At 73.7% G+C, this 22,049-nt stretch carries 19 protein-coding genes and 1 riboswitch; of the genes, 10 read left to right on the top strand and 9 right to left on the bottom strand.

Translation table 11 applies throughout. The features are described 5' to 3' along the window. Positions 1–2 precede the first annotated feature (2 nt). On the top strand, positions 3–1,283 hold the full coding sequence (locus ACZ5WG_RS20780) for an MBL fold metallo-hydrolase (protein ID WP_468724937.1): 1,281 nt from the start codon (positions 3–5) through the stop codon (positions 1,281–1,283). 25 nt (positions 1,284–1,308) lie between these two features. On the opposite strand, the gene ACZ5WG_RS20775 is transcribed toward ACZ5WG_RS20780, so the two are convergent. Together ACZ5WG_RS20775 and ACZ5WG_RS20770 are read right to left on the bottom strand one after the other, a co-directional pair. Next, complete coding sequence (locus tag ACZ5WG_RS20775) at positions 1,309–1,950, bottom strand: DedA family protein (RefSeq protein ID WP_468724935.1); 642 nt, start codon at positions 1,948–1,950, stop codon at positions 1,309–1,311. Continuing rightward, entirely contained in the window at positions 1,947–2,723 is a 777-nt protein-coding gene (locus ACZ5WG_RS20770) for an MBL fold metallo-hydrolase (protein WP_468724934.1), read from the bottom strand. The genes ACZ5WG_RS20775 and ACZ5WG_RS20770 overlap by 4 nt, the downstream gene beginning before the upstream one ends. Before the next feature lie 169 nt (positions 2,724–2,892). Here ACZ5WG_RS20770 and ACZ5WG_RS20765 point away from each other — a divergent pair, with 169 nt between their 5' ends. The 6 genes from ACZ5WG_RS20765 to ACZ5WG_RS20740 all read left to right on the top strand — a co-directional run bounded on the left by ACZ5WG_RS20765 (position 2,893) and on the right by ACZ5WG_RS20740 (position 10,722). Continuing rightward, entirely contained in the window at positions 2,893–3,297 is a 405-nt protein-coding gene (locus tag ACZ5WG_RS20765) for a hypothetical protein (protein ID WP_266634823.1), read from the top strand. A gap of 164 nt (positions 3,298–3,461) precedes the next feature. After that, on the top strand, positions 3,462–5,690 hold the full coding sequence (locus ACZ5WG_RS20760; RefSeq protein WP_468724933.1) for a phage holin family protein: 2,229 nt from the start codon (positions 3,462–3,464) through the stop codon (positions 5,688–5,690). A gap of 76 nt (positions 5,691–5,766) precedes the next feature. Next, on the top strand, positions 5,767–7,158 hold the full coding sequence (locus tag ACZ5WG_RS20755; RefSeq protein ID WP_468724932.1) for an amino acid permease: 1,392 nt from the start codon (positions 5,767–5,769) through the stop codon (positions 7,156–7,158). A 64-nt stretch (positions 7,159–7,222) separates the two neighbouring features. Next, positions 7,223–7,663: an SRPBCC family protein gene (locus tag ACZ5WG_RS20750; protein WP_468724931.1), complete on the top strand. Its 441-nt coding sequence runs from the start codon at positions 7,223–7,225 to the stop codon at positions 7,661–7,663. Positions 7,664–7,764: 101 nt separating this feature from the next. Beyond that, a complete protein-coding gene (locus ACZ5WG_RS20745) occupies positions 7,765–8,826 on the top strand; it encodes an ATP-binding protein (RefSeq protein WP_468724930.1) in 1,062 nt (353 codons plus the stop codon). Positions 8,827–8,919: 93 nt separating this feature from the next. Further along, complete coding sequence (locus ACZ5WG_RS20740; protein ID WP_468724928.1) at positions 8,920–10,722, top strand: vWA domain-containing protein; 1,803 nt, start codon at positions 8,920–8,922, stop codon at positions 10,720–10,722. Positions 10,723–10,736: 14 nt separating this feature from the next. Here the strand turns inward: ACZ5WG_RS20740 and ACZ5WG_RS20735 are convergent, their stop codons facing one another. Both ACZ5WG_RS20735 and ACZ5WG_RS20730 read right to left on the bottom strand, forming a co-directional pair. Beyond that, the gene (locus ACZ5WG_RS20735) at positions 10,737–12,326 is read right to left on the bottom strand and encodes an RNA polymerase sigma factor (RefSeq protein WP_468724927.1); all 1,590 of its coding nucleotides are present in this window, start codon (positions 12,324–12,326) and stop codon (positions 10,737–10,739) included. A 226-nt stretch (positions 12,327–12,552) separates the two neighbouring features. Then, on the bottom strand, positions 12,553–13,314 hold the full coding sequence (locus ACZ5WG_RS20730; protein ID WP_468724925.1) for a methyltransferase domain-containing protein: 762 nt from the start codon (positions 13,312–13,314) through the stop codon (positions 12,553–12,555). 107 nt (positions 13,315–13,421) lie between these two features. Continuing rightward, positions 13,422–13,537, top strand: a riboswitch (ZMP/ZTP riboswitch). A 28-nt stretch (positions 13,538–13,565) separates the two neighbouring features. Here ACZ5WG_RS20730 and ACZ5WG_RS20725 point away from each other — a divergent pair. Next, positions 13,566–14,471, top strand: coding sequence for a bifunctional 5,10-methylenetetrahydrofolate dehydrogenase/5,10-methenyltetrahydrofolate cyclohydrolase (locus tag ACZ5WG_RS20725; RefSeq protein ID WP_468724924.1), 906 nt, complete (start codon positions 13,566–13,568; stop codon positions 14,469–14,471). Between the two features lie 345 nt (positions 14,472–14,816). Then, on the top strand, positions 14,817–16,106 hold the full coding sequence (locus tag ACZ5WG_RS20720) for an NADH:flavin oxidoreductase/NADH oxidase family protein (protein ID WP_468724923.1): 1,290 nt from the start codon (positions 14,817–14,819) through the stop codon (positions 16,104–16,106). Positions 16,107–16,127: 21 nt separating this feature from the next. Here ACZ5WG_RS20720 and ACZ5WG_RS20715 read toward each other — a convergent pair whose 3' ends face one another. From ACZ5WG_RS20715 to ACZ5WG_RS20700, 4 genes are all read right to left on the bottom strand, one after another. Continuing rightward, positions 16,128–17,345 (bottom strand): MAB_1171c family putative transporter, encoded by a 1,218-nt coding sequence (locus ACZ5WG_RS20715; protein ID WP_468724922.1) that lies wholly within the window; start codon positions 17,343–17,345, stop codon positions 16,128–16,130. Continuing rightward, positions 17,342–18,829 (bottom strand): NAD(P)/FAD-dependent oxidoreductase, encoded by a 1,488-nt coding sequence (locus tag ACZ5WG_RS20710; protein ID WP_468724920.1) that lies wholly within the window; start codon positions 18,827–18,829, stop codon positions 17,342–17,344. Before ACZ5WG_RS20710 ends, ACZ5WG_RS20715 begins: the two co-directional genes overlap by 4 nt. 107 nt (positions 18,830–18,936) lie before the next feature. After that, positions 18,937–19,500 carry a toxin-antitoxin system, toxin component gene (locus ACZ5WG_RS20705; protein WP_365951578.1) on the bottom strand — a complete coding sequence of 188 codons (564 nt, stop codon included), beginning with the start codon at positions 19,498–19,500 and terminating at the stop codon, positions 18,937–18,939. Further along, the gene (locus ACZ5WG_RS20700; RefSeq protein ID WP_468724919.1) at positions 19,497–20,531 is read right to left on the bottom strand and encodes a hypothetical protein; all 1,035 of its coding nucleotides are present in this window, start codon (positions 20,529–20,531) and stop codon (positions 19,497–19,499) included. Before ACZ5WG_RS20700 ends, ACZ5WG_RS20705 begins: the two co-directional genes overlap by 4 nt. Positions 20,532–20,842: 311 nt before the next feature. Between ACZ5WG_RS20700 and ACZ5WG_RS20695 the strand changes: the two genes are divergently transcribed. After that, entirely contained in the window at positions 20,843–21,265 is a 423-nt protein-coding gene (locus ACZ5WG_RS20695) for a hypothetical protein (protein WP_468724918.1), read from the top strand. Here ACZ5WG_RS20695 and ACZ5WG_RS20690 read toward each other — a convergent pair. Further along, positions 21,251–22,042 carry a helix-turn-helix domain-containing protein gene (locus ACZ5WG_RS20690; RefSeq protein WP_468724917.1) on the bottom strand — a complete coding sequence of 264 codons (792 nt, stop codon included), beginning with the start codon at positions 22,040–22,042 and terminating at the stop codon, positions 21,251–21,253. The two genes, ACZ5WG_RS20695 and ACZ5WG_RS20690, sit on opposite strands and share 15 nt — an antisense overlap. Positions 22,043–22,049 lie beyond the last annotated feature (7 nt).

The following is a 22,049-nucleotide window of genomic DNA, read 5'->3' as shown; positions in this document are numbered from 1 at the left end:
TGATGAGGCACCAGACGGACACCCCCACGGCCCCAGCCCCCGTGGCCCCCGACCCGGTAGCCCCCAACTCGGCAGCCCCCGCCCTCGCGGCCCCCGGCTCCGGCCGTGGCGGCTCGGGTTCCGGCTCCGCCGGTTCAGGCGTCGGCCTCGCGGCCCCCGGTCCCGCCCCCGCCCCCGGTCCCGCCCCCGCCCCTGGTCCCGCCCCCGGTCCCGGCCGCGGTCCGGCCCCCGGCCCCGGTCCCGGTCCCGGTCCGGCCCCAGCGGCTCCCGGTTTCGGGCGCCCCGGTCCGGGTTCTGCGGGCCCTGACCTCGGTCGCGGTGCGCCGCGGGCTTTGGGGGAGGTGCGGAGTTGGCCGCGGTCCTTCGCCGATCGGCTCACTACGCCGTTGCCCGGCGTGCGGGCCTTCGCGCGGCTTGCCCGCGAGGGTGCGTTCCGGCCCGGTCCCGACGGGCTGCGCGGCATTCCGGACCTCCCGTACGCCCCGGCCCCGCTGCCCGCGGCCGGCGCCGGCACGCTCTGCGCCACCTGGGCGGGACATGCCAGTTGGGTGCTGCGGGTCGGCGGGCTGACCGTACTGACCGACCCCGTCTGGTCCCGGCGCATCCTCGGCACACCGGCGCGGATGACCCCGGTGGGAGTCCGCTGGGAGGAGCTGCCGCCGGTGGACGCGGTGGTGATCAGCCACAACCACTACGACCACCTCGACGCCCCCACCCTCAAGCGGCTGCCCCGGCACACCCCGCTCTTCGTCCCGGCGGGCCTGGCCCGCTGGTGCCGGCGGCGCGGCTTCACCCGGGTCACCGAGCTCGACTGGTGGGAGTGCGCGGAACTGGGCGGCGTACGTTTCGACTTCGTCCCGGCGCACCACTGGTCGAAGCGGTCGCTGCTCGACACCTGCCGGACCCTGTGGGGCGGTTGGGTGCTGACCGACACGCGGGCCGCGACGCCGAGGAGCGTGTACTTCGCGGGGGACACGGGGTACGGGCACTGGTTCGGGGAGATCGGGCGGCGTCATCCGGGGATCGACCTGGCCCTGCTGCCGATTGGCGCGTACGCGCCGAGGTGGTGGCTCAGCGATGTCCACGCGGATCCGGAGGAGGCCGTTCAGGCTTGCCTGGACGTGGGGGCGCGGCGGATGGCGCCGATGCACTGGGGGACGTTCGTGCTCTCTGCGGAGCCGGTGATGGAGCCGTTGCAGCGGGTGCGGGCGGCGTGGGCGCGGGCCGGGCTGGTCCGGGAGGACCTGTGGGATCTGCCGATCGGCGGCTCCCGGGCCGTATAGCCCCCGGGGCCGGGGAGCAGGCGGGTCAGAGGCTGCGCAAGCGTCGCCAGAGGGCGGGGGCTGCGCTGATCAGGAGAGTGAGGGCTACCGCCAGGGCCACGCCCTTCCAGGGCTCCGGGAACAGGGAGCCGCCCAGGATGCCGATCAGGCAGTACGTCGCCGCCCAGGCCAGGCAGGCCGGGGCGTCGCCGCGGGCGAACCGGCGCAGCGGGAGGCGGGCCAGCAGGCAGGCCAGCATCACCGGGATCCGGCCCGCCGGCACCAGTCGGGAGACCACCAGGACCAGGACCCCGTGTTCGTCCAGCTTGTGCTGCGCCTGCGCGAGCCGCTCGGGAGTCGCCCGCCCGCGCAGCGCCTCCAGCCAGCGCGAGCCGTTGCGGGACCGCACCCCGCGCTGCCCCAGCCAGTACAGCGCCACGTCCCCGGTGAACGCGGCGACCGCCCCCACCGCGAACACCATCAACAGCCCGAAAGGCAGCGACTGGTGATGGAACGCCACCACCGCCGCCGTACTCACCAGAGCCCCCGTCGGGATCACCGGCACCAGCGCCCCCAGTGCCACCAGCAGGAACAGCGCCGGGTAGCCCACCGCCTGCTGGGTCGTCTCCGGCGGCGCCTGGCCGACCCCCGCCCCCGCCGCCGCTGCCGCCAGCTCGCGCCACGTCACGGCAGCCGCACCCGCTCGCCGTGGCCGGGCACCCGAACCGTCACCTTCGGCGCCAGCTGCCGGGCCCGCCGTACGAACTCCTCGCCCGGCGCGTGGAATTCGTGCGGCCGCACCGCGTCCAGCCCGATCGGCCAGTACGTCCCGTAGTGCACCGGCACCGCCGCCGCCGGCGCCAGTGCGGCCAGTGCCTGCGCCGCCCGGCCCGCGTCCAGGTGCCCCGGCCCCAGGTACGGGCCCCAGCCGCCGACCGGCAGCAGCGCCACGTCCACCGGCCCGACCTCCTCGGCCATCGCGTCGAACAGCCCGGTGTCCCCGGCGAAGTACGTCCGCGCCGAGCCCTGGACCACGTACCCGAGTGCCGGCGCGAGATGCGGACCGAACGGCAGCCGCCGCCCGTCGTGCCGGGCACTGACCGCCCGAACCCGAACGCCGGCCCGTACGCCGACCTCGTCGCCCGGAGCCATCTCCGTGACCGCCAGCCCGCGCACCCCCGCGACCCGCGCCAGCCCCGGCACGGCCCGCCGTGCCCCGCGCGGCACCAGCAGCCGGGTCCCGGGCGCCAGCCGGGCCAGCGACGGCAGGTGCAGATGGTCGGCATGCAGATGCGACACCAGCACCGCGTCCGCCTCGGCCGCCTCCGGCGGGGGCAGCGCCCCGCGCCGCCGCCGCAGATGCGCGAGCCGCCGCGCGAACAGCGGATCCGTCAGCAGTCGCACCCCGGAGTCCTCGACCGTGCACGTGGCATGCCCCCACCAGGTGATCTCCACCGACACCCGGCCTCCCCGTCGCCCTCGTATCCCCGGACCTCTCGAGCCTAAGCGGCCCCGGCGAAATGGGGCACGCCTCCACGCCGCCGCTCGGAGCCTGCCCCGTCGCTGCGCCCGGAACCGAAGGCCGCAGCCCCCTCCTCCCGGGCGGCGGATCGGAGTAGGGTCGGGCGGCATGGATGAGCTGCGCGTGGCCGCGATCGCCAGCCTGGCCCCGCTCGAGGATCTGGACACCGACCCCTTCGTCGTCGACACCCGGAGCCAGCACGCCATGTGCGCCCGCTGGGCCGCCGGCCAGGGCTACGTCGTGACGCGGGAGCTGCTCTTCTACGGGCTGCGCGCCGACCACTGCGGGCTCTGGTGCGACGTCGACGCCGGGCAGGTCGACCTGTTCGTCGCCCCCAACCACCGGGTACTGGCCCGCGCGCTGCGCTCCGTCGAGGAGTTCACCGCCGAGTGCGAGCGGCGCGGCGTACGGCTGGAGACCGCCGGACTCGCCGAGCCGCAGTACACCTCCGCCATGAAGGCCGAGGTGCACCGCCGGCTGTCCATGCCGACCGCCGGATACGACGGCACGTAGCAGCCCCACTCCCGCCCCGCGCCCCGGCTCCCCGCGCCGCGCCTTCCGTACGTCCGTGCGCCACCCCTGTCACCCGGCCTCCTCCGCCGCCCTGTGCGACGCTGGAGGGTGCGGCGCGGCCGCGCGCGGGGCGCGGGTCCGGGGGAGACACGAGGCGGTACGGCGTGTGGCGAGGACGGTGGCGGACCACGGGCAGCGCCCTGGCACGGGTGATCATCGTCTGGGCGGTGTCCACCCTCACGATGCTCGCGCTGGCCGGCATCCTCCCCGACTTCCGGCTGCAGTCCGGCGACGGCGACAGCGTCACCGAGATCGGGCTGACCGCGGCCTGGGGCGCCGGAGCCTTCGGCCTGCTGAGCGCGCTGGTGTGGCCGGTGCTGGTCCGGGCGCTGCTGCTGGTGCCCGCCCTGGTGCTCGGCCTGCTCGTCTTCTTCCTCAACGGCTCGCTGCTGCTGCTCGCGCTCAGCCTGATCCCGTCCGGGCGCGGCGAAGTGGCCCCGGAGACCGCCGTGGTGGTGGCCGCGGTGATGTCCGCCGTCGCCTCGGCGACCTCCACCGCGCTCGCCGTACGCGACGACGAGGCGTACCGGCGCAGGCTCTACCGGCTCGCCGACCGCCGCCGCCGGCGACTGCGGCACAAGGGCGCGTCCGGCGGCGGGGAGACCGCCCCCGGACTGGTCTTCCTCCAGCTCGACGGGGTCGGGTACGAGGCGCTGCGGCGCGCCGCGGGCAGCGCCCTGATGCCCACGGTGGCCGGCTGGCTGAACGGGAGCCACCGCATCACGTCCTGGCGCACCGACTGGTCCAGCCAGACCGGCGCCAGCCAGCTCGGCATCCTGCACGGCTCCAACTTCGACGTGCCCGCCTTCCGCTGGTACGAGAAGGACACCGGCGAGGTGGTGGTCTGCAACCGGCCCACCAGCGCCGCCGAACTCCAGCGCCGGGCCATCACCCGCACCGGGGACGGCGGGCTGCTCACCCTCGACGGGGCGAGCCGGGGCAACCTGTTCAGCGGCGGCGCCGACCAGCTGGCCCTCGTCCTGTCGGTCTCGGCGCGGCGGGGCCGGGCGAACCGTTCCCGCGCGGGCTACTTCGCGTACTTCTCCGACCCGGCCAATGCCGTCCGCACCGCGCTCTCCTTCGTCGCCGAGGTCGCCCGGGAGCTCGGCCAGGCGCTGCGGGCCCGGCTGCGGGGGGAGCGGCCGCGGGTCGCCCGGGGCGGGCTGTACCCGCTGATCCGGGCCTTCGCGACGGTGGTCGAACGGGACGTCGTGGTGGCGGCGGTGATCGGCGACATGCTCGCCGGGCGTGCCGCGATCTACGCGGACCTGGTCGCCTACGACGAGGTCGCGCACCATTCGGGGCCGCACGGCCGGGACACCGACCAGGTGCTGGCCCGGCTCGACCGGAGCCTCGCGCTGATCGCCCGGGTCGCCGAGCACGCACCCCGGGAGTACCGGATCGTGCTGCTGTCGGACCACGGCCAGAGCCCGGGGGAGACCTTCCTGGGCCGGTACGGGCTGACGCTGAAGGACCTGGTCCGCGCGGGCTGCGGGCTGCCGGTCTCCCGCCGGGCCGGGGGCACCCGCAGCGGCGCCGAGGCCCGCGCGGCGGTGCTGGCGGCCCTGCACCGGCCGGTGGAGGAGGGCGCGGAGGCTCACCCCGAGCGGGGCCCGGACCCGGTGGTGCTGGCCTCGGGCAACCTCGGGCTGATCTCCTTCCCGGACGTGCCGGGCCGGGCCTCGCGGGAGCGGATCGAGCGGGCGCACCCCGCCCTGCTGGCCACCCTGGTCAACCACCCGGGCATCGGGTTCCTGCTGGTGGACGGGCAGGTGCTGGGCCCGGGCGGGGCGGCGGCCCGCCTCGACGAGCCGGGCGCGGCCCAGGAGCTGCTGGCCCGGTTCGGACCGGGTGCGGCGCAGGCGGTCCGCCGGACCGACGCCTTCCCGCACGTGGCCGACGTCATGGTGAACTCGGCGTACGACCCGCGGACCGGGTCGGTGCACGCCTTCGAGGAGCAGATCGGCTCGCACGGCGGCCTGGGCGGGGAGCAGGGGCACCCGTTCCTGATGTGGCCGACGCAGCTGTCGGAGCCGGCCGCCGACCTGGTGGGTGCGGAGGCGGTGCACGAGGTGCTGCGGCGCTGGCTGCGGGAGGCGGACGGGCCCCAGGTGCCGGTGGCTCCGCCGGTGGGCGGGTCGGCGGTGGGCGGGTCGGTGGCGGACCCCGCGGGGCGGCCTGCGGTCCGGGCCGAGGGGCACCCCGAAGGGCACCCCGCGGGGCAGCCCGCGGCGAGGCCCGCGGGACAGCCGGTGGAGGAACCCCGGCCCGGGGGCGCAAATGGCGGAAGCCTTCCTTCCGCAGGGGTGCCCGCGCGGGACGAAATCCGCTGATTTTGTGGCACCTCCGCGCTGGTCAACCATGTGTTGACCCTGCCCAGCATGTGAGACATCCAGAGGCGCACCACCGATGACCAGCACCGCAACCCTGCCCGCCGAGGCCGCCGCACCCCCCGGGCAGGGCTCGGGCCCCCACGCCCGGCGATTCGGCCTGCCGATCGCGACCTGCCTGGTCATGGGCAACATCATCGGCGGCGGGATCTTCCTGCTGCCCGCCTCGGTGGCGCCCTTCGGCACGATCAGCCTGGTTGCCTTCGGCGTGCTCACCGCCGGTGCGATCGCCCTCGCCCTCGTCTTCGGCCGGCTCTCGCAGCGGCTCCCGCAGACCGGCGGCCCCTACGTCTACGCCCGCGCCGCGTTCGGCGACTTCGCCGGCTTCCTCGCGGCCTGGAGCTACTGGATCACCGCCTGGGTCTCGAACGCGGCCCTCGCCGTGGCGGCCGTCGGCTACATCACCGTGCTCTTCCCGGCCATCGGGGAGCACAAGGCGGCGATGTGCCTGGCCGCCCTCGCCGTGCAGTGGCTCCCGGCGCTCGCCAACCTGGCCGGCACCCGCTACGTCGGCGCCGTCCAACTGGTCGCCACCGTACTGAAGTTCGCCCCGCTCCTGCTGGTCGCGGTGGGCGGGCTGTTCTTCTTCGACCCGGCGAACCTCGGCCCCTTCCAGGCCACCGGCCAGAGCCCCGTCGGCGCGGTCTCCGCCGCTGCGGCGATCCTGCTCTTCAGCTACCTCGGCGTCGAATCGGCCGCCGTCAGCGCGGGCGAGGTCCGCGACCCGGCCCGCAACGTCGGCCGGGCCACGATCCTGGGCACCGCCGGTGCGGCCGCCGTCTACCTGCTGAGCACCCTCTCCGTCTTCGGCCTGGTCCCCCACGAGAAGCTGGTCGCCTCCGAGGCCCCGTTCACCGACGCCGTCAACGCCATGTTCTCCGTCGACGGAGGGGCCGGCGGCACCTGGGGCGGCACCCTCGTCGCCTGCGCGGCCGTGATCTCGATGCTCGGCGCCCTCAACGGCTGGACCCTGCTCAGCGCGCAGACCCCGTACGCCGCCGCCCGCGACGGGCTCTTCCCTAAGGTCTTCGAGACGAAGAAGCGGGGAGTCCCGGTGATCGGCGTGCTCGTCACCGTCGCCCTCGCCTCCGGCCTGACCGTCTACAACTACACCGCCGGCTCGGACGGGGTCTTCGAGGTCCTCGTCCTGGTCACCACCTTCACGGCGACCGTCCCCTACCTGCTCTCCACCGCCGCGCAGATCTACTTCCTGCTCTCCGGGCAGTCCGGGCGCGTCCACCGCGGCCGCCTGGTCCGCGACGGCGTCCTCGCCGGCCTGGCCTTCGGCTTCTCGATGTGGCTCGTCGCCGGCTCCGGCTACGCGGCCGTCTACCAGGGCGTCCTGTTCCTCTTCGCGGGCGTCCTCGTCTACGCCGCGATGTCCGCGCGAAAGCACCGCGCGACCGCCTGACCTGCGCGGTAGTTTGGAACGAGAGGAAGAGAGAGGACAAGCAGGGGGCAGTAAAGAGGTCGCCATGTCCGCGATCAGAGAAAGCATCGACATCTCCCGCAGTCCCGAAGACGTCTTCGACTACGTGACGGACCCCACGCATCTGCCGGAGTGGCAGGACAGCGCCGTCTCCGCCCGCCCGCTCGACGGCGCACCCCTCCACGTCGGTTCGAAGGTCAAGGTCACCCGGCGCATGGGCAAGCGGGAGTTCCCGATGACCATGGAGGTCAAGGAGCTCGACCCACCGCGCAGCTGGCGCCTCCACGGGCTCGACGGACCCGTACGGGGCGATGTGCGCGGGACCATCGAACCCCTCGACGGCGGGAAGCGCTCGCGCGTGACCCTCGACCTCGAATTCGAGGGCCACGGCATCGGCAGGGTCATCGCACCGCTCGTGGTCAAGCCGTACGCCCGCAAGGAGATGCCGCGCAACGAGGAGAAGCTCAAGCACCTGCTGGAGCACTGAAACACCCGGCAACCGCCCGCGGCGGAAAACCGGATGCCTCGGGGTACGTGGTGCACCCACACTGGGCGCGCCACGTACCCCACCCCTGAGGACCGCTTCTCGTGCAGGCTGCCGTCACCGTCACCCCCGCCCAGATCCCCGAACTGCTGCTGGGCCTCGCCACCGTGCGGCCCGTGTTCCTCTGGGGGGCACCCGGGATCGGCAAGTCCTCGCTGGTACGGAAGTTCGCCGACTCCCTGGGCCTGGAGTGCGTCAGCCTGCTCGGCACGCAGCTCGCGCCGGAGGACCTGATCGGGGTACCTCAGATCCGTGACGGCCGGTCGGTCTTCTGCCCGCCCGAGGCCATCGCCCGCGACGAGCCGTACTGCCTGTTCCTCGACGAGCTCAACGCCGCGACCCCGGACGTCCAGAAGGCCTTCTACTCGCTCATCCTGGACCGCCGGATCGGCAGTTACGAGCTCCCGGCCGGCTCCATCGTGATCGGCGCGGGCAACCGGGCCACCGACAACGCGCTGGCCCGGCCCATCGCCTCCGCGCTGGTCAACCGGCTGACCCACGTACATCTGCAGGCCTCCGCACAGGACTGGCTGGTCTGGGCCGGGGAGAACGGCATCCACCCGTGGATCACCGACTACCTCACCGACCGCCCCGACCACCTGTGGTCCGCGCCGCCCAAGACCGAGGAGCCCTTCTCCACCCCGCGCTCCTGGCACATGCTCTCCGACGCCCTGCACTCCTTCGGGACCGGCCTGGACGAGCAGACCCTCAAGATCGTCGCGCACGGCACCCTCACCCCGGCGCACGCCGTCTCCTTCTGCGGCTACGCCAAGATCGTCCGCCACACCTTCGGCATCGAGGCGATCATCAAGGGCGATGCCTCCTGGCCCACCCGCCCCGCCGACCGAGATCTGCTCTACTACCTCGCCGAGGCCTTCCGCGGACGCCTGGTCAAGGAGCTCCCGGAACGCAAGGAGCACGTCTCGCCCGCCGTCCGGCAGACCGCGTACCGCGCGAAGTCCCTGCTGGTGCAGCTCGCCGAGATCTCCGTCGAGGTCGCCCAGACGGTCATCGCCGACGACGCCGACGGCCTGCCGGTGCTGCCGGCCTGGTTCCTGGTGGAGGCCGCCCGCGACATGCCGAGGCTGGTCGCGGCGCGCCGGTGAGCCGTACGGGCCGGCCCGTCCCGGGCACCCCTGCGCGCCCGCCCCGCCGGAGCCCTGCCCGTGAGCCGCAAGCAAGCCGGAAGTGAGCCACCCGTGACCCGCAAGAAGAAGCCCGCCGCCCCGGACCCTGCCACCCTCGCCTACGAGGCCGGGCGGGCCGCGATCCGGCAGAACCCGGCCCTGGGCGCCCTCTCCGCCACCCACTGCCGCGACCCCCGGTGCGCCTCGTGCACCTGCGCCGGGCTCGCCCTCGTCACCTCCAACGGGGTGATCCACGCGCACCCCACCCGCCGTGCCGAACCGCAGGAGTGGGCCTGGGCGCTGGCCCACTGCCTGCTCCACCTCGGCTTCGGCCACGTACCCGCCGCCAAGGAGGAGGACCGCCCGCAGCCCGCCCCCGCCCAGCTCGCCGCCCGCTGCGTCGTCGTCAACCGCTTCCTGCTGACCTTCCCCGTCGGCCGCGCCCCCGACCACCTCCCCGCCGAGTACCCCGGCGGGGACGAAGAGCAGCTCGCCGCCCGTTGGCACCGCGACGGCGTTCCCGCCGCGTACGAGCACTGCGGCACCTCCGGCGAGCACCCCGACCAGGTCCTGGCCGGCTGGCGCACCCTGACGACGGAGGTCCCCGACTGGGAGACCTCGTTCTCGCACGCCCTGACCCGCAGCGTCTCCGCCGCCATGGACGTGGCCGGCGGCCGCCGCGACCGGATCACCGGGGAGCGGCTCCGGCAGCACCCCTGGGACCGGGCCCTGAACTGGTTCGTCTCCTCGTACCCGCTGCTCGGCGGGCTCGCCGCCGGCCTGCGAATCGTCGCCGACGCCGAGCTCGCCCGCGCCCAGGACATAGCCGTCGCCGCGGTCAGCGCGAGCGCCGGGGAGATCTACGTCAACCCGCTGCGTACGTTCACCGACGCGGAGTGGCGCTTCGTTCTGGCCCACGAGATGCTGCACGCCGCCCTGCGCCACGGCGAGCGCTGCGGCGCCCGCGATCCGTACCTGCACAACGTGGCCGCCGACTACGTGGTCAACGGCTGGCTCGTGGAGATGGGCGTCGGCGAGATGCCCGAGGGGCTGCTGTACGACCCGGAGCTGAAGGACCTCTCCGTCGAGGAGGTCTACGACCGCATCGCCACCGACCTGCGCCGACTGCGCCGACTGTCGACCTTGCGCGGCAAGGGCCTCGGGGACGTCCTGGGCGAGGCGCTGCCGCATGCGGGCAGCCTCCCGTACACCGATCTGGACGATTTCTACCGGCGTGGCCTCGTCCAGGGCTTCGACCTGCACACCTACGGGGAGCGAGGGATGCTGCCCGCCGGGCTGGTCCAGGAGATCCGGGCGCTGGCCCACCCGCCCGTGCCCTGGGACGCGCAGCTCGCCCGCTGGTTCGACGAGTACGTCCCCAGGCCCGAGCCCGTACGCTCCTACGCGCGCCCGGCACGCCGCCAGGCCTCCACTCCGGACATCCCCCGCGCGGGCCGGTACTTCCCGCCCGAGGAGATCGCCCGCTGCACCTTCGGCGTGGTCCTCGACACCTCGGGGTCGATGCCCGCCGCCCTGCTCGGCAAGGCGCTCGGCGCGATCGCCTCGTACGCGGAAGCCCGCGACGTACCGGCGGCACGCGTCGTGTTCTGCGACGCGGCGCCGTACGACGCGGGCTATCTGCCCCCGACCGAGATCGCGGGGCGAGTAAGGGTGCGCGGGCGGGGCGGGACCGTGCTCCAGCCCGCGATCGACCTGCTCCAGCGCGCGGAGGACTTCCCTCCGCAGGCCCCGGTGCTGGTGATCACGGACGGGTGGTGCGACACCCTGCGGATCCGGCGCGAGCACGCCTATCTGGTTCCGCAGGGTGCTTCCCTGCCGTTCACGCCCCGTGGGCCGGTCTTCCGACTGGCCTGAGGGCGCGGGCCTGCCTAGTCCAGGTAGTCGCGCAGCACCTGCGAACGCGACGGGTGGCGCAGCTTCGACATGGTCTTGGACTCGATCTGGCGGATGCGCTCACGGGTGACCCCGTACACGCGGCCGATCTCGTCCAGGGTCTTCGGCTGGCCGTCGTTCAGGCCGTAACGCATCGAGACGACACCCGCCTCACGCTCGGAGAGCGTGCCCAGGATCGACTGCAGCTGCTCCTGGAGGAAGGTGAAGCTCACCGCGTCGGCCGGGACGACCGCCTCGGAGTCCTCGATCAGGTCACCGAACTCGCTGTCGCCCTCCTCACCCAGGGGGGTGTGCAGGGAGATCGGCTCGCGGCCGTACTTCTGGACCTCGATGACCTTCTCGGGGGTCATGTCGAGTTCCTTGCCCAGCTCCTCCGGAGTGGGCTCCCGGCCGAGGTCCTGGAGCATCTGGCGCTGGACGCGCGCCAGCTTGTTGATGATCTCGACCATGTGGACGGGGATGCGGATGGTGCGCGACTGGTCGGCCATGGCGCGCGTGATCGCCTGGCGGATCCACCAGGTCGCGTACGTGGAGAACTTGAAGCCCTTGGTGTAGTCGAACTTCTCCACGGCGCGGATCAGGCCGACGTTGCCCTCCTGGATCAGGTCCAGGAAGAGCATGCCGCGGCCGGTGTAGCGCTTGGCCAGCGAGACCACGAGGCGGAGGTTGGCCTCCAGCAGGTGGTTCTTGGCGCGGCGGCCGTCCTCGACCAGGATCTCCAGCTCGCGCTTGAAGGCGGGCTTGTGGTCCTCCTCCTCTTCGAGCTTGTACTCGGAGAAGAGGCCCGCCTCGATGCGCTTGGCGAGCTCGACCTCCTGCTCGGCGTTGAGGAGCGGCACCTTGCCGATGAGCTTGAGGTAGTCCTTGACGGGGTCGGCGGTGGCGCCGGCCACCATGACCGTCTGCGCCGGGGCGTCGTCCTCGTCGTCGTCGGACAGGACGAAGCCCTGGGCGCCGCCGGCCTTGGGGGCCTCCTCCTCGACGTCGTCGACGAGGTCCTCGGCGGCCCAGTCCTCGCCCTCGGCGGCCGGGGTCTCGCCCTCGTCGGCGTCCTTGGCGCTGGTCTTCTTGGCCGCGGCGGTCTTCTTCACCGCGGTCTTCTTCGCGGCGGTCTTCTTGACCGTCCGCTTCTTCGGCTCGGCGGCGGTGTCGGCCGTCACCTCGTCCTCGGTGGCCGCGGCCGGCGAAGCGGATATCGCCGCCGCGGTGGCGGTGGCCGGGCTGGTGGCCGAGGCCTTGCGCGCACCGATGGGGCGCGGCGCGGCGGCCGCCTTCTTGGTCACGGTGCGGGCAGGCGCGGCGGCCGCCTTGCGGGGCTTCTTCGCGGCAGCCTTCGTGGCGGGGGCGGCGCTGACGTGCAGCGCGACACCCTCCTCGTCCAGGACCTGGTTCAGGCTGCGCAGGACCCGCTTCCACTGGTCCACCGGGATGCGGCCGGCCTCGAAGGCCTGGCGCACGTCGTCACCGTTGATGTGACCCTGCTCGCGGCCGCGCTCTACGAGCGCGACGAGGGCCTCCGATTCGGCGATCTCCGGAGGGAACGTACGGGACGGGCTGAGCGACACAAGGAGCCTCTCGTTGCGAACAGATAGGGAGTGGGCGGGACATCATCGCGCGGACTCGGGAAACAGACCCGAGGGGGGTCTGTATTCCGGGGCCGCGCGAGGACACCTGTCGGTTCATCGCATGCCCGAGTCGATTCGTTACGCGCTGAATTGAGTGACCTGCGCCACGCTGTGGGCGCGCAACCGATCGGCCGTGGATCCGTCCGCGCCTCCGCCCCCTTTCCCGTCAGCCCGTTTTGCGGGCTTCGATGAGGAAACGGGCGGTGTGCGCCACGAACGGACCGTTGCGTTCGATCTGTTCGTGGAGCTCGCGCAGCCGGTCCCGGTACTGCCCGACCGTGAAGCCGGGCACCATCCAGATCACCTTCCGGAGAAAGTAGATCACGGCTCCGATGTCGTGGAACTCCGTGCTCAGTCTTTCGGAGCGCAGATCGACGACCTCGAGACCGGCCTTGCCGGCATCGGCGACCGCATCGTCGGGGTGCCGGCCGCGCCGGACCTCCTCCGGCTGGGGCCCGAGGAAGTACTCGACGAGCTCGAAGACGCTCGCCGGCCCGACCTGCTGCGAGAGGTACGTTCCGCCCGGACGCAGGACCCGGGCGATCTCCTCCCACCAGATGGTGACCGGGTGCCGGCTCGTGACCAGCTCGAAGGCCTCGTCGCCGAACGGCAGCGGCGGCTCGTCGGCGTCCGCCACCACCACCGCGCCCAGCGGGTGCAGCAGCCGGGTCGCCTTCGTGATGTTCGGCGGCCAGGACTCGGTGGCGGCCATCAGCCGGGGCAGGGTCCCCGCCCCCGCGAGCACCTCTCCGCCGCCGGTCTGGATGTCGAGGGCGGCGTCGACCCGGGCCAGCCGCTCGCCCATGAGTCTCTGGTAGCCCCAGGAGGGGCGCTGCTCGGTGGCCCGGCCGTCGAGCCAGGAGAAGTCCCAGCCGTCGACGGAGACGGACTCGGCCTCGGCTACGAGATGGTCGAAGGTGCGCGTCATGTCTCGATCGTCCCAGGCCGGGCGCCGGTGATCCACCGGTTTGACCGGATCCCGGCGCCCCGGGGCCGCCGTGCACTCCGGACGCGCCGACGAGGTCCATTAGAGTGGGGGCGGGCCGTGACTGGCGTTCGGGTGGATCACCACCGGGGAGCGGCCCGGCGCACCTCCCGTGCGCCCGGCGTACCGCGGGTACGCCGACTTGCCGCGCGCCTGGGCGAACCGCGATCCCGCAGCGACGCTCAGGAGACCCCATGACGACTGCCCAGACGACGACTGCCCAGACCGCCCGGCCGGCGCAGGCTGCCCGGCTCATGGACGGCACCGCCCTCGCCCGCCGCATCTCGGAGCAGACCGCCGTCCTCGCGGCGAAGATCACCGAGCGCACCGGCACCGCTCCCTGCCTCGCGACCGTGCTGGTCGGTGAGGACCCGGCGTCCGTCACGTACGTACGGATGAAGCAGAACCGTTGCGCCAAGGCCGGGATCACCTCCCGCCACGTGGAGCTGCCGGCCGAGACCACCACCGAGGAGCTCGTCGCCGCCCTCACGGCCCTCTCCGAGGACCCGGAGATCAGCGGCATCCTGCTGCAGCACCCGGTCCCGCACCACATCGACGAGCGCGCCGCCTTCGAGGCCATCGCGCCCGGCAAGGACGTCGACGGCGTCACCATGCACTCCTTCGCCGCCATGGGCTTCGGGCTGCCGGGCTTCGTCTCCTGCACCCCCGGCGGGATCATGCGGCTCCTCGCGGAGTACGACGTGGACCTGACCGGCAAGCACGCCGTCGTCGTCGGCCGCAGCGCGATCCTGGGCAAGCCGGCCGGCATGCTCCTGCTGGAGCAGAACGCCACCGTCACCTACTGCCACTCCCGCACCGTGGACCTGCCCTCGATCGTGCGCCAGGCCGACGTGCTGGTCGCCGCGGTCGGCAAGGCCGAGTTCATCCGCGGCGAGGACATCAAGCCGGGCGCCGTGGTCCTGGACGCCGGCTACAACGAGGGCAACGTCGGCGACGTCCACTTCGAGTCCGCCGCCGCCCGCGCCTCGCTGATCACCCCGGTCCCCGGCGGCGTCGGCCCGATGACCATCGCCGTCCTGCTGGAGCAGACCGTCCAGGCGGCCGCCGCCCAGGCCGGACTGGCGCTCGCGGAGCTCTGATCCGCCCCGCACCCGCGCACGGTGAACGCCCCGGGCCCTTCGGTCCGGGGCGTTCCGCATCCCCGGGTGTCCGGTTTCGTACGCCCGCCACCGGTGGGGCGACCGGTGTGCAGCCGTCCCGCCGGGCGCGATGACCGGCGCGGTGACCGGCCGGAGCCCCGACGTCCCGAGGCGGCCGGCCAGCTCGTCGCGGCGGTGCGGCGGAGGCCTTCCCCGGCCTTCCTCACCAAGCGCCTCAAGGGACCCACGGGTGCGCAGCACCCGGCCGAGGGGCCTGCGAACCGGTTGGTGCAGCAGCCTGACGGGGGCCGGGGAGGGAGCGGTATGTTTGCGCCGGGGCGCGAGATGACACGTGCAACACGTTTCCTGGGGGAACTGCTGATGGACCTGTTCACGCCACTGGAGCTGCCCAACGGGACGGCCCTGCCGAACCGCCTGGCGAAGGCGGCCATGGAGGAGGGCCTCGCCGGGGCCGGCCAGCTGCCGGACGAGCGCATCGAACGGCTCTACCACCGCTGGGCCCGCGGCGGCGCCGGGCTGCTGATCACGGGGAACGTCATGGTCGACCGCCGGGCGCTGACCGCGCCGGGGACGATCGTCCTCGACGCCCGCTCCCCGCTCGACCCCTTCCGCCGCTGGGCCGAAGCCGCGTCCTGCGGCGGCGGCCGGGTCTGGATGCAGATCAACCATCCCGGCCGGCAGGTCGGCTCGGAGATGCCCGGCACGGCCTGGGCGCCCTCCGACATAGGGGTGAGCCTCGGCAGGCACACCAAGCGCTTCGCCCGCCCCACCGCGATGACCGAGGCCGACATAGAGGCCACCGTCGGCCGCTTCGCGGTCACGGCCCGGCGGGCCGAGGAGGCCGGCTTCGACGGGGTGCAGATCCACGCCGCCCACGGCTACCTCCTCAGCCAGTTCCTCTCCCCGCTCGTCAACCGGCGCACCGACCGCTGGGGCGGCAGCCTGGAGAACCGGGTCCGGCTGCTCACCGAGGTCGTCGGCGCCGTCCGCGCGCAGGTGGGCCCCGGCTTCGCGGTCGGGGTCAAGCTCAACACCGCCGACTTCCAGCGCGGCGGCTTCGACACCGAGGAGGCGGCGCAGGTCCTCGCGGTCCTCGGCGGTCTCGGCGTCGACCTGGTCGAACTGTCCGGCGGCAGCGTCGAGAGCCCCGCGACCCTGGGCCGCACCGCCGATCTGCGGACCCTCGAACGCGAGGCGTACTTCCTCTCCTTCGCCGAGCAGTTCCTGGGCTCGGCCACGATGCCGCTGATGCTGACCGGAGGGATAGGCCGCCAGGAGACCGCGCAGAAGGTCCTGGAGCGCGGTGTGTCCGTCGTGGGGCTCGCCTCGGCCCTGGCGTTCCGCCCCGACCTGCCGGCCCGCTGGCGCGCCGGGGAGGACGTACGGGTGACGGTGGAGCGGCTGCGCTGGAAGGACCGGGACCTGGCCGGCGCCGGGCTGCTGGCCTTCGTGCGCTTCCAGATGCACCGGCTGGCCCGCGGCCTGGAACCGCGCCCGGAGGCCTCCCCGCGGGCGACGTTCGCCCTCGACCAGCTCCAGCACTGGCGCAAGGTGCGGGCGTACGGGGCCTGGCTCGCCCGCAATCCCGAGCCCGAGGACGCCCTCGCCGGCTGACGCCGACCCCGCGCGGGCCGCTCACAGGCTCGCCGGGTCCCGCCGTACGGCCGCCACGATGGGGGAGGCGCGGAACTCGCGGGCCAGTGCCGCGAGCGGCCGTGAGTCCAGCCGGTACGGCTCGGGCAGCCCCTCATCGGCCTCGGCGGAGTGCTCCCCGGCGTCGTCCGCGTCCGCCGGGCCGAGAGCTTCGGCGGCCTCGGCTGCCTCCCGGCGCCGGCAGGCCGCGGCGAGCATGGCCGCGTCGGCCACGACCGAGGCCTGCGACTCGCACATGCCCTGGCCGAGCGCGGCCTCGTACGCGGCGCTCCGTACGGCCGGGTCGAACCAGCGGCCCAGCGCCAGGATCCCGTCGTCGATCACCGACTCGCGGTGGATCAGCCGGATCCCGATCGGCGACCACCAGGTCAGCGGCACGATCGTCACGCTCGACGCGGCGAACCCGCGCAGCGCCTTCCACAGCGGGTGCAGCCGCCGGTACCGGCTGAAGTCCCGCCAGGCGGCCGAGCCGCCGACCAGCGGCACGATGAACCCCGACCCCACCATCAGGGCCGCCGCGGAGGCGAACGGCGGGGCCACGTACGTCGACAGGCCGTCCCAGTCGCGGCCCGTCCAGCGGGCGCCCACCGCCGCCCACTTCGTGACGAGGTAGCCGAGGTCCAGCACCCCGCCGAGCACGATCAGGGCCAGTCCGGTGCGCAGCGGACGCAGCGAGGGGCGCACGCGCAGCAGCCACTTCCAGCACAGCACGGTGAGCGTCGAACTGCCCACGGTGTGCGCGAGCAGGTAGCAGACGATCATCTCGCGCAGCCAGGGCGTGTTGGCGTAGTACGTGTCCAGGTCGCGCAGCCGCTCCACCGGCGCGTCGCCGATCGCGAAGAGGACGACGATGAGCAGCGTGACGGCGCCGAACGCGGCCACCGTCAGCCGGGTCGCCCGCCGCACGACGGCGGGCGGGCCGCCGCCCCACTGCAGGACCAGCACGATGCACGACCCCGAGAACGCGGTGAGCACGCTGTACACCAGCGGGGCGGAGAAGTTGACGACGCCGGTGAGCCGGTTGACCGCGGAGATCGTCGGCGGAGCCGCCAGGAACATGACCATGCAGCCGACGACGAGCAGGGTGCACACGGCCCGCATGAGCGGCTGGTCCCAGCCCCGGCGCAGGGTCGGCGCCTTGATCAGCAGCGCCAGGATCATCACCGACCCCGGTACGTACAGGATGAGACCGTCGGTCATCGCGCCTGGCCGACGGGACCGACCGGGCCGACCGGGTCCACGGGGTCGACCGGGTCCACGGGGCCGACCGGGCCGACGGGGCCGGACCCCTGGTCGAGCCCCGCGACGGCCCGCTCGGCCGCGGTCAGCGGCGGCGCCTTCAGCGCGCCCCGGTCCGAGGCGCGCAGCACGTGCCAGACCACCGAGGGGCGCAGCCAGTACGTGGGCGGGCTGCTCATGGTGATGACCTGGAGGAACGCGGCGGTCAGCGCCTCCCGCGTGGTGGCCCCGGTCATCAGCCGGCTGACGTACGCGTTGAGCAGCCCGGCGCCGGCCCGCGGCTTCATACCGGTGGCCCCGGGATACAGGATGTCCTGCGAGGTGGCGAGCTCCCAGGCGGTGGCCACCTGCGGGACCAGCGCGCGCTGCGCCTCGCGCCCGAAGCCGGGATGCGCGAGGCCCCTGGCGCGCAGCAGGGCGCGTACGGCCAGCAGGCCCTGGGCGGCGACCGTCATGCCCTGTCCGTACAGCGGGTTGAAGGTGGCGACGGAGTCGCCGACGGCGAAGAAGCCGTCGGGCAGGTCCGCCTTCTCGAAGTAGACCCTGCGGTTGGCGGTGCCCTGGGTGACGGCGACGTCGCTGAGGGGCTTCCTGCCCTCGAGGAGCTCGCCGACGACGGGATCGCGGATGCCCTTGGCGAACGGGATGAACTGCTCGGGGTCGCCGGTGGGCTGGCCGCCCCGGGTGCCGGACAGGGTGGCCTGCCACTGGCCGTCCTCGATGGGCACGATCGTCGCCGTCTGCCCGGGTACGTACACCCGTGGATCGGACTGCACGTTGACGATCGGGAAGCCCATCTCGTGGGCTCCCGCAGGGGCTTCGAAGATCCGCGTCGCGTACACCAGGCCGGAGTCGACCTGGGCCTGTCTGATCCCGCCGACCCCGAGTTCGCGCAGCCAGGCCCGGGCCCGGGAGCCGCGCCCGCTCGCGTCCACCACGAGGTCGGCGGTCAGCAGCCGGCCCGCCTCGCCGGGGGTGTCGACGCGGACGCCGGTGACGCGGGCCGCCGTCCCCTCCAGGGCCTGTACGCGGCTCTGCTGGAGCGTGGTGACGCCGCGCAGGCCGGTCACCCGGGCGCGGACCACCGAGTCGAGGAGGTCGCGGCTGCACGAGATGTTGAACTGCTTCTCCCCGCAGCGCGGGATCCAGCCCTGGGCGGTCTTGGTGACCAGGTCGGTGGGCAGGCTGCGGCGGATCGCGCCCGCCGCCGTCCAGTCGTCGGTGATGCCCGGGAGTATCTTCTCGATGGCGCGGGCCCCGCCCGACCACATGACGTGTACGTGCCGGGCCTGCGGCAGTCCGCGCCGCGGCGCAGGGCTGTCGGGCAGTGTGTCGGCGTCGATGATCGTGACCGTCGCGTGCTCGGCGAGCACGGCCGCAGCGAGCAGGCCGGCCATGCTGCCGCCGATGACGACGGCGTGGCGGGGCGGGGAAGACTGGGTCATCGTGGTGCTCTCTGTCGGGGCCGTGCGAGGGCAGCGGCACGTGAGGTGCGTCGGCGGGGAAGGCGGTGGTCACCGGGGCGTCATCGGTACGCCGCGGGGACGTGCACTCAACGACCCCAGCCGAGCGAGGTCTTGATGCGTTCGATCGCCTCGGGGAACCGTTCCTCGCGGGGCCCCGGCAGGTACGCCTTCAGGACCTGACCGAGGTACAGCCCGAAGGTCTCGGCCCGGATCTCCGCCGGATCCTCCCGGTCCGCCCGGGCGGCCGCCTGCCGGACCACGCTGCCCAGTCCGGCCTCCGAGTGCAGCAGTTCGGCGAGATCGCCCCGGTGCCCCGTGAGCCGGGCCGCCACGGCCATGCCCGGGCCGTGGCTGTCACAGGTGCCTTCCTCCAAGTGCCATAACTCGTGGCAGGCGATGACGAGCTGGTGCTCGGGCCGGGTCCGCTCCTCGATGACGAGCAGGTCGCGCTCTTCCATCTCCAGCCACAGTCCGCTGGCCGTGTCGGGCGGGAATCCGGCGAACCGGAACTCCACCGGCCGGCCGCCGCGCCGACGGCCGTACGCGGCGCACAGGCTCCCGATGATCTCGGCGGCATCGGCCGGCTGCGCCAGGCGCGCATCCGCCAGCAGATCTCCGCCGAGTTTCCGCATGGTCCGTGTGGTCCTCATGGCGTTCCCCCCTCGGCAGCCTTACGGTCGTCGGGCACCGCCGCGTGGAGCGGGCGTTCGCTTTCCGCGCCCGGGCGCCCCAGCCGGCCCTCGCGGGCCAGCAGGTCGTCGAGGTGGTCGGCCAGCGACTTCCAGCCCGCCGGAGAGAGCCGTCCGGCCCGCGTGACGATGCTCCGTACATCGTGCGCCCGCAGCACGGCGAGCATCGGGTTTTCGGCGTTCCTTCCGGCGGTTTCCAGCTCGTGCTCGATCGCGGAGAGCGCGCTGGCGAGCGCCTCGGTGTCGTCGGCCAGCAGGAAGCCGCCGTCGACCCCGTAGAAGCGCTGGATCCCGGCGGCCGCCGCGAGGTTGGGCAGGCCCTCACCGCGTGCGAGACGGGTCAGCGACTGCCCCGAAGCGTCGAAGGAATGGGCGATGGCCGCGAGGGAGTGGGCCTGGCCGTCCGCGCGCAGCCTGGTGCGGCGCAGGTGCTCGAACCGCTGGTGCACCTGCTCCTTCAGCGGGAGCCGGGGCGGTGCGCCGTCGAGGGTGAGCCGGATGTCGTGCGGGGGCATGCCCGTCAGGTACGAGAGGTGCTCGAGGTCGTCCGCGACGCCGGCGGCCGGGCCGGCGAGGGCGTGTTCCACCGCGCACTGGCTGTCGGCGAGGAGGAAGCCGGCGTAGACCCCGAAGAACCGCTGCACGCCCGCCGCGTGGCCCAGCCGGGGCATCCCGGTGCCCGCGTTGAGGGGTCCGAGGGAGGCGCCGGGCGCCTGGAAGTCCTCCGCGATGGCGGCGAGGGACCACTCCCGGCCGTGCTTGTCGCGGCGAGTGGCGCGCAGCCGCAGGAAGCGCCGGTGCACCCGCCTGCACAGCGGCACTTCGGGCGCGGTCCCGGCAACGACCTCGGGGACGAGCGCGGGTTCGACCCCGCAGAGGCGGCTCAGCCGCTCCGGGGACAGCACCTCGGCCGGGTCCCGGCCGCTCCGCTCCGCCGACGCCGCGACGCGGGCCCAGGCCGAGGCCAGGTCGGGTCGGGCGCCGGATAACACCGTGAGGTTCTCCGTAATGCCGAGAGGACGTTCGAGAGCTTCAGCTCCGCGCAGCGTAGCCCGCAGCCCCCCTGCGAAACAGGCGATCCCCCACCTTTCTTGCGATGTGAGTCAAAGAAGGTTGGCACGAGCGCCGACGGAACCGGCATGACCCCCGAGGTAATCGACCCCGGCGCGCAGCGGTGGGCACAGTGGAGCCATCGGGTTCCGAGTCCGCGCACTCGGCCTCGGAACCCCTCCCCACCAGCGCATTCGAGCGCGTGGCCGTCCGGCCGTGCCCCGACCCGACCTTCGACGGAGGCTGATCCGCCATGTCCGCAACCCTGCTCGGCAGCGTCGCCCGCACCACCGTCCCGCAGACCGCGCTGCGCCGCTTCCTCGCCCTCGACTCCGTGGTCACCACCGGGAACGGCCTCGCGTACGCCGCCTTCTCCGCCCCGCTCGGCCGGTTCCTCGGCGTCGGCCAGGCCACCCTGCTCGAACTCGGCCTGTTCCTGACCCTCTACGGGGCCGGCGTCGGCTGGCTGGCCTCGCGCCGCCGGCCGCCGGTCCCTGCGGTGAAGGGCGTCATCGGGGCCAACTGCGCCTGGGCGGTCCTCAGTCTGCTCTCGCTCCTCCTCTGGGACGCGCCCACCACCGCCGGCCTGGTGTGGATCCCGGTGCAGGCCCTCGCCGTCGCGGCCTTCGCCTTCCTCCAGCAGCTGGCGGTGCGTTCCGCCTCAGGGCCCCAGTGAGCGCAGGTACTTCACCGTCGCCGCGTCGGCCGGCAGGAGGGTCTCGACGGCCAGCTCGGCGACGGTCACGTCCATCGGCGTGTTGAACGTCGCGATCGAGGACACGAAGGAGAGCAGGTGCCCGTCGTGCTCGATCACCAGCGGCAGCGCGATGTACGGGACGGCCTCCTCGGGTCCTGCGTCCCCCGGCCGGTCGGCGACCGGATAGGCGGACACCTCCTCGTACAGCGCGCGCAGCGGCGCGGAACGGGCCAGTGCGATCTGCCGCTCCATCTGGGCCAGCAGATGCCCGCGCCACTGCGCGAAATTGCGGATCTTCGGAGCCAGGCCCTCCGGGTGCAGGGTGATCCGCATGGCGTTCAGCGGCGGGACCAGCAGGTGTTCCGGCAGACCGTCGAGCAGCATCGCGATGCCGCGGTTGGCGGCGACGACCTGGTACGTGGCGTCCACGACCAGCGCCGGATACGGCTCGTAGCCGGTCAGCAGCCGCTCCAGGCCCTCGCGCAGCGCCTCCATGGAGGGGTCGTCCAGCGGGGTCTGCGCGTAGCGCGGGGCGTAACCGGCCGCGAGGAGCAGGGCGTTGCGCTCGCGCACCGGTACGTCGAGGCGGTCCGCGAGGCGCAGGAGCATCTCCTCGCTCGGCCGGGACCGGCCGGTCTCGATGAAGCTGATGTGGCGGGAGGAGGAGTCGGCGCGGCCCGCCAGCTCCAGCTGGCTGATGCCGCGCCGCTCCCGCCAGGTGCGCAGCAGGGCTCCGACGGACGGGATGGAGGTCATGCCCACG

The organism is Streptomyces sp. NPDC032745, from assembly GCF_055579465.1.
The sequence above is the reverse complement of the archived record's forward strand: the minus strand, read 5'-3'. Positions and strand labels throughout refer to the sequence as shown.

What these genes read in the sequence shown, in the direction of transcription:
- ACZ5WG_RS20780 (WP_468724937.1), top strand. Translation starts at nt 3, where the DNA reads ATGAGGCACCAGACGGACACCCCCACGGCCCCAGCCCCCGTGGCCCCC.
- ACZ5WG_RS20765 (WP_266634823.1), top strand. Translation starts at nt 2,893, where the DNA reads ATGGATGAGCTGCGCGTGGCCGCGATCGCCAGCCTGGCCCCGCTCGAG.
- ACZ5WG_RS20755 (WP_468724932.1), top strand. Translation starts at nt 5,767, where the DNA reads ATGACCAGCACCGCAACCCTGCCCGCCGAGGCCGCCGCACCCCCCGGG.
- ACZ5WG_RS20750 (WP_468724931.1), top strand. Translation starts at nt 7,223, where the DNA reads ATGTCCGCGATCAGAGAAAGCATCGACATCTCCCGCAGTCCCGAAGAC.
- ACZ5WG_RS20730 (WP_468724925.1), bottom strand. Translation starts at nt 13,314, where the DNA reads ATGACGCGCACCTTCGACCATCTCGTAGCCGAGGCCGAGTCCGTCTCC.
- ACZ5WG_RS20725 (WP_468724924.1), top strand. Translation starts at nt 13,566, where the DNA reads ATGACGACTGCCCAGACGACGACTGCCCAGACCGCCCGGCCGGCGCAG.
- ACZ5WG_RS20720 (WP_468724923.1), top strand. Translation starts at nt 14,817, where the DNA reads ATGACACGTGCAACACGTTTCCTGGGGGAACTGCTGATGGACCTGTTC.
- ACZ5WG_RS20715 (WP_468724922.1), bottom strand. Translation starts at nt 17,345, where the DNA reads ATGACCGACGGTCTCATCCTGTACGTACCGGGGTCGGTGATGATCCTG.
- ACZ5WG_RS20710 (WP_468724920.1), bottom strand. Translation starts at nt 18,829, where the DNA reads ATGACCCAGTCTTCCCCGCCCCGCCACGCCGTCGTCATCGGCGGCAGC.
- ACZ5WG_RS20705 (WP_365951578.1), bottom strand. Translation starts at nt 19,500, where the DNA reads ATGAGGACCACACGGACCATGCGGAAACTCGGCGGAGATCTGCTGGCG.
- ACZ5WG_RS20695 (WP_468724918.1), top strand. Translation starts at nt 20,843, where the DNA reads ATGTCCGCAACCCTGCTCGGCAGCGTCGCCCGCACCACCGTCCCGCAG.
- ACZ5WG_RS20690 (WP_468724917.1), bottom strand. Translation starts at nt 22,042, where the DNA reads ATGACCTCCATCCCGTCCGTCGGAGCCCTGCTGCGCACCTGGCGGGAG.